Origin of the sequence: uncultured Fretibacterium sp., assembly GCF_938040765.1 — a bacterium.
In the GTDB taxonomy this organism is placed as follows: domain Bacteria; phylum Synergistota; class Synergistia; order Synergistales; family Aminobacteriaceae; genus CAJPSE01.
The window spans coordinates 1-6,107 of record NZ_CALIAA010000164.1 but is presented as its reverse complement, the minus strand read 5'-3'; the positions used below and the strand labels follow the sequence as shown (position 1 = coordinate 6,107).

Sequence of the window (6,107 nt, the reverse complement as noted above, 5' to 3'; positions counted from 1 at the left end):
AAATAGATTCAATATTGAGGCAGGAGGGATACGCCAATGAGGCGTTTCATTGTGGAGCTGGGTATGGGGTCGGATCTTCATGGGGGGGATGTCACGAAGGCGGCGATGCGGGCGGTGCGCGACGCCGTGTCCAGAAGTTGCCTTTGCGGCCTCTTCGAGGTGGCCGGATTGAAGCGTCCGGAGGACATGTTCATTCACCTGAAGGTGTGCTGTCCCACGCCGGAGCGGCTGGACAGGGAACGGGTGGCCGGGTCGGTTCCCTTCGGCAGGGTGGAGCTCGAGGTTCGGGAGGGAGGGATGGTCGCGGAGGGGATCCAGCTCCCCCAGCTGGGAGAGGGCAGCTCCATCGTGGTGGCGCTGGTGTCCCTGACCGTCTGCGTGGAGTGAATGGCAGGGTTCGAGGTGAATGACAGATTAAGGAGGTAAGGGCATGAAGGTCACGAAAGAGAAACTCTTGGACATGTACAGGACGATGTTCATGATTCGTTCCTTCGAACTGAAGGCGGCCGAGCTCTTCGCGGCCGGAGGGATCCCGGGTTTCGTCCACCTCTACGTGGGGGAGGAGGCCGTCGCCACGGGGGTATGCGCCAATCTGAAGGAGAGCGACTACATCACCAGCACCCACCGCGGGCATGGACACCTGCTGGCCAAGGGGGGCGACGTCAACCTGATGATGGCCGAAGTCTTCGGGAAGGCCTCGGGTTATTGCAAGGGCAAGGGGGGATCCATGCACATTGCCGACGTGAACCTGGGTATCCTCGGGGCCAACGGAATCGTGGGGGCGGGGTTCCCGATTGCCGTCGGCGCGGCGTTCTCATGCAAATACCGTAAGACCGGCGACGTGGTAGTCTGCTTCTTCGGGGACGCAGCCTCGAACCGGGGGACGTTCCACGAGGGGATCAACTTCGCCTCCATCCACAAACTGCCGGTCGTCTTCGTCTGCGAGAACAACATGTACGGCATCTCCAACTATCAGAAGGCGGGCATGAATATCAACGACATCGCGGACCGGGCCGAGGGATACGGCATACCGGGTGCGAGCGTGGACGGCAACGACGTCATGGCCGTCTACGAGGCGGCGAGTGCGGCGATCGAAAACGCCCGGAAGGGCGACGGGCCGAGCCTGATCGAGTGCAAGACCTGGCGTCAGCGTGGCCATTTCGAGGGTGATCCCGGGAAGTACAAGAATCCCGAGGAGCAGAAGAACTGGGTCGCCAAGGACCCGTTGCCGCGTCTCGAGAAGCGCCTGGAGGAGCTGAAGTACGCGTCCGGGGACGAGCTTGAAGCCATGCAGAAGGAGATCGTTCAGAAGGTCGAGGCCGCGGTCCGGTTTGCGGAAAGCGGTGCCGACCCCGCGCCGAGCGAGCTGCTCACCGACGTGCTGGCCTGAGCGCGTTCTGAAAAGGAGGGGTGAAAACGATGGCTCAGATGAGTTGCAGCGAAGCGATAAGGGACGGCATCCGCATGGAGATGCGCAGGGACCCCAATGTGTTTCTGGCTGGGGAGGACGTGGGGATCTTCGGCGGTTGTTTTGGCGTGACGGCGGGCCTGCTGGACGAGTTCGGCAAGGAACGCGTCGTGGACACGCCGGTCACCGAGACGGCGATCATGGGGCTCGGTGTGGGCTCTGCCGCTGCGGGGCTGCGCCCGATCGTGGAGATCATGTTCGCCGACTTCATGGGCGTCTGCCTGGACGAGCTCTACAACCAGGCGGCCAAGATGCGCTACATGTTCGGCGGAAAGACGAAGATCCCGATGGTGATCCGTGCGCCCGTCGGCGCGGGTGTCTCGGCCGCGGCCCAGCACTCTCAGTCCAACGAGGCGTGGTTCACCCACATTCCGGGCATCAAGGTCGTCATGCCGGCCTCGCCGGCGGACGCCAAGGGGCTCATGGAGGCCGCCGTCCGCGACGACAATCCCGTTGTCTACCTGGAGCACAAGCTGATGCTGGGGGTGCAGGGCGACGTCCCGGAGGGAGAGTACATCGTCCCGATCGGCAAGGCGGACATCAAGCGCTCCGGCAAGGACGTCAGCCTCATCGCCTGGTCCGCCATGGTGTCGAAGTCCCTTGCCGCGGCCGAGATGCTGGCGGCGGAGGGCATCGATGCGGAGGTCGTGGACCTGCGGACCCTCACGCCCCTTGACAGGGAGACCCTGCTGGGCTCCGTGGAGAGGACCGGACGCGCGGTGGTGGTGCACGAGGCCGTCAAGACCGGAGGGTTCGGCGGGGAGGTCGCCGCCGTCATTGCGGATGAGGGGTTCAACTTCCTGGATGCCCCCGTCAAACGCGTCGCCGCCCCCGATACCCCCATTCCCTTCAGCCCCGTCCTGGAAAAGCTCTGGATTCCCGACGAGGCGCGTATCGTCGCGGCGGCGAAGGAACTGGTCCGGGGCTGAGCCCCGGATCGGCAGGATACGCGGATGGCAGCGCCCACGACGGTGGGAATCATCGCCAATCCGGCCTCCGGAAAGGATATTCGTCGCCTGGTCGCCTACGGTACGGTCTTCGACAATCAGGAGAAGGTGAATATCGTCCGCAGGGTGTTGCTCGCCCTCTCGGGAACGGGGGTCGAGCGCGTGCTCTACATGCCGGACTACTACGGCATCGTCGAAAAAGCGGTCGAGGGCATGCGCAGCCAGGACTCCCTGAGGTTGGAGGTTGCGCCGCTGGAGATGGAGCTGACGGCGACCCAGCTCGACTCCAGCAATGCCGCGGCTGCTCTTGCGGAGGTCGGAGCGGCGTGCATCGTGACGATGGGGGGCGATGGGACGAATCGCATGGTCGCCAAGAGTTGCGGAGACGTCCCCCTGCTCCCCATCTCCACGGGGACGAACAACGTCTTTCCCCTCTTTCTGGAGGGGACGATCGCAGGGATTGCCGCCGGCGTCGTCGCACGGGGCTGTGCCGGGGAGGACGCCGTGTACCGCGCAAAACGCCTCACGGTGTTTCGGAACGGAATCCCCGCGGACATCGCCCTGATCGATGCGGTGGTCTTGGACAACCCGTTCGTCGCCTCCCGCGCGATGTGGGAGGTGGAGGACATGTGCATGGCGGTCCTGACACGAGGTGAGCCCCATAATATCGGCATCGCCTCCCTGTTGGGCACGCTGGACCCCGTGACCGTCCACGACCCCTGGGGGGCCGCCATCGTCCTGGACCCCTCGAAGCGGGACCGGGTGGCCGCCATCGCCCCGGGGCTCCTGCTTCCGGTTGGAACGTCCGCTTCGCGCCGTATGAAGCTTGGAGAGAGCGTGGAGATCGCGCCCGTCCCCTGTATCGTCGCCCTGGACGGCGAGCGGGAGGTGGAGTTCCGGGAGGGGGATCGGGGGGAAATTCGTTTGGACCGGGACGGCCCGAACGTGGTGGTCCCGGATCGGGCTCTCAGGAATGCCGTTGCCGGCGGCTTCTTCAGTCGGCCGGACGTGCTGGGGATTCATCTATAACGACAACGAAGAGTGCTGGAGGTCACCCATGGCAACCGAGATCACAATGCCCAAGCTGGGGCTCACCATGAAGGTCGGCAGGATAGGTAAATGGCTCAAGAAAGAGGGCGATCCCGTCAAAAAGGGCGAGGCGATCGCGGAGGTATTGACGGACAAGATCACAAACGTGCTCGAGGCCGCGGTGGAGGGGGTGCTTCTGAGGATCGCGGCCCCTGTCGGTACGCAGCTTCCCGTGGGTGGGGTGATGGGCTATATTGGGGCGGCCGGCGAGAGCGTTCCCGACGCGGTGGGCACGGCCCCGGCCGCCGAGGCGGCGAAGCCCGCTGCGCCGGTGTCCGCGCCGGGCCCGGTTCCGGCCTCCGGCGAGAAAAGGCCGAGGGCGACGCCCGTGGCCCGCAAGCTGGCCGAGCAACACGGCGTCGACCTGTCGCGCCTCGTGGGTACGGGGCCGAACGGCAGTATTGTGCGCGAGGACGTGGAAAAGGCCCTGGCGCAGGGCATCCCTGCTCCATCGGCCCCGGCCGAGCCTGAGGTGTTGGAGGTCATGCCCTACGCCGGGCTGCGTCAGGTCATCGGGGAGAACATGCTGAAGAGCTGGCTGGAGGTCCCGAAGGTCGACCATCACGCCAGCGTGGACATGACGGAACTGCTGGCCGCGAGGCGGGCCATCAACGAGGGGCTGCCGGAGAACGAGAGGGTCTCCGTGACGGACCTTCTCGTCTTGCTCGTCGCCCGGGCCCTGGAGATGAAGAGGATCTTCAACTCGCTCATGGAGCCGGATGGGATTAAAATCTATCGCAACGTCCACATGGGGATAGCGATTGCGCTGGAAAACGCCCTGGTGGTGCCCGTCGTGCGCGACGCCAACAAGAAGCGGCTCCGCGAGATCAGCGCGGAGATCAGGGACCTGGCGGCGCGGGCGCGGGAGAACCGCCTGACGGAGACGGATTTCATCGGAGGGACCTTTACCCTGACGAACCTGGGCGGATACCGTTCGACAGAGCACTTTACACCGATCATCAACCCGCCTCAGGCGGCCATTCTAGGCATCGGCCGCACCAGGGACATGCCGGCCGCTGTGGACGGGGAGGTCCGCATCCGGCCGATGATGGCGCTGTCGCTGTCGCACGACCACAGGATTGTGGACGGCGCTCCGGCGGCGGAGTTCCTGGGCATCCTGATGCGGATGATCGAGGCGCCCTACCGGGCCCTGTATTAAAGGGTATTCGCACCGACTCTCAACTGATGCCGAGCGTTGGCTTACCGGTGTAAGATAAGAAATCACTATCGCTTTTCGATTTTTCGATGACGGGGCGCGGCATTGCTACGCCCCGAATCTTTACGGAAAACAGGGGGGAAAAGAACAATGTTGAAGTTGATGAGGGCCCCGCACAAGTACGTTCAGGGAGAGAACGCTCTGAACGAGTTCTACGACATCGTCAAGGACATGGGAAAGTCGTTCCTGTTCATCTGCTCGAAGAGCGGCGCAAAGGCGTGTCGCCCCAAGATTGAGAAGAGCTGTGCCGGCAAGGACATCAAACTGCGTTTCGAGGTGTTCGGCGGCATCAGCTCCGTGCTGTCAGGCTCTGGAGATCTGGTGGTCTGTGCCTGTCAAGCGCGATATCTGTAGTCATGGCGATGGATAGCGGACGTTTCTTCCCCCGTCCCGGCTGGATGAGGCGCGTCACTCCACTGTCCGGAAGCTGCTGCGGAGGGAACGTACGATACGAGAATTTCCGTCCCCTCTCCACTGCGAAGAGCAACGGAGATTCGCCTCAAGACAAGGGGCTACTTCGGGCCGGGGGGTGCAGCGAAGATCGACGATATCGCCGGGAAACCGAGGGGGCGGGGGGCTCTCAGGTTCTTTGCGTCACCGGGGGCCGGTCAAATCGAACCGCGGGCGCATCGCCGCGATCTGCCGCAACTTCCTGAAGCCGCTGGCGCAAACGCTGCGCTGGAAACGCTGTCGGAAAAATCCCCCTTGGGTTCTTGAAGAGCCCAAGGGGGATTTTTCCTTGGAAGGGCAGAGCCGTAAGCATCGGTCATGCAGCCTTCCCCTCAAGGATAAGAATAGAGGAAATCGTTGGGGCAGGATTGAAAATGTATGATAAGATTTGACGATGGAGCGTTTTTGGGGACTACCAAGGTAAAGGAGAGTGTGTGTTTTGAGGAGAGGGATCGGTTTGGGCAGGGAAAGAACCGGGATTTTGGTATTGGCTTTGCTTTTGGGGCTTGCCCTGGTTTGGGGGGTGGGAGGTTCGGATGCCGCGGACGGCTCCCTCCAGGTCAACGGCAGCTCGTACGTCGACCTGGAGAGCGATGCGGTGGTCATCAACGGCCATGTCTTCTCCTACGACGTGATGTCCGGGGCGACCGTGCTGCCTTCCAGGGTTGTCGGGAAGGCAGCGGAGCCGATGGATGCCGCGGAGAAAGAGCGCAGGATGTTCTGGTCGGTCCAGCCCCCTCGTGGGATCGTTCGGGGGGAATATTATTTTGAGAATTACAGCTTCGGGGGGAAGAATGGTCTGTACTCTGCACTGATTGACCTGGTGATCGATAAGGGACGTATCGTCCATATCGAGATGGACGAGGTTACGCCCCCGGAATATTACTCCGAGCTCTGGAGGGCTCAAAGAAAAAGGACATCGGGTTATGCTTTCTTT

The 6,107-nt window shown here is 62.9% G+C and carries 7 protein-coding genes; all 7 read left to right on the top strand.

Features of this window, described 5'->3' with window-relative positions:
* The first annotated feature begins 36 nt into the window (after window positions 1-36).
* Window positions 37-387: a Lin0512 family protein gene (locus Q0176_RS05885; protein WP_299300190.1), complete on the top strand. Its 351-nt coding sequence runs from the start codon at window positions 37-39 to the stop codon at window positions 385-387.
* Between the two features lie 43 nt (window positions 388-430).
* On the top strand, window positions 431-1,390 hold the full coding sequence (locus Q0176_RS05880; protein ID WP_299300188.1) for a thiamine pyrophosphate-dependent dehydrogenase E1 component subunit alpha: 960 nt from the start codon (window positions 431-433) through the stop codon (window positions 1,388-1,390).
* A gap of 29 nt (window positions 1,391-1,419) precedes the next feature.
* Window positions 1,420-2,397: an alpha-ketoacid dehydrogenase subunit beta gene (locus tag Q0176_RS05875; protein WP_299300186.1), complete on the top strand. Its 978-nt coding sequence runs from the start codon at window positions 1,420-1,422 to the stop codon at window positions 2,395-2,397.
* A gap of 24 nt (window positions 2,398-2,421) precedes the next feature.
* On the top strand, window positions 2,422-3,444 hold the full coding sequence (locus Q0176_RS05870; protein ID WP_299300184.1) for an NAD(+)/NADH kinase: 1,023 nt from the start codon (window positions 2,422-2,424) through the stop codon (window positions 3,442-3,444).
* Window positions 3,445-3,472: 28 nt separating this feature from the next.
* Entirely contained in the window at window positions 3,473-4,663 is a 1,191-nt protein-coding gene (locus Q0176_RS05865) for a dihydrolipoamide acetyltransferase family protein (RefSeq protein WP_299300182.1), read from the top strand.
* A gap of 147 nt (window positions 4,664-4,810) precedes the next feature.
* Window positions 4,811-5,074: a hypothetical protein gene (locus tag Q0176_RS05860; RefSeq protein ID WP_299300180.1), complete on the top strand. Its 264-nt coding sequence runs from the start codon at window positions 4,811-4,813 to the stop codon at window positions 5,072-5,074.
* A 553-nt stretch (window positions 5,075-5,627) separates the two neighbouring features.
* Window positions 5,628-6,107, top strand: a 480-nt coding sequence (locus Q0176_RS05855) for a hypothetical protein (protein WP_299300178.1), incomplete at its 3' end; no start/stop codon positions are given.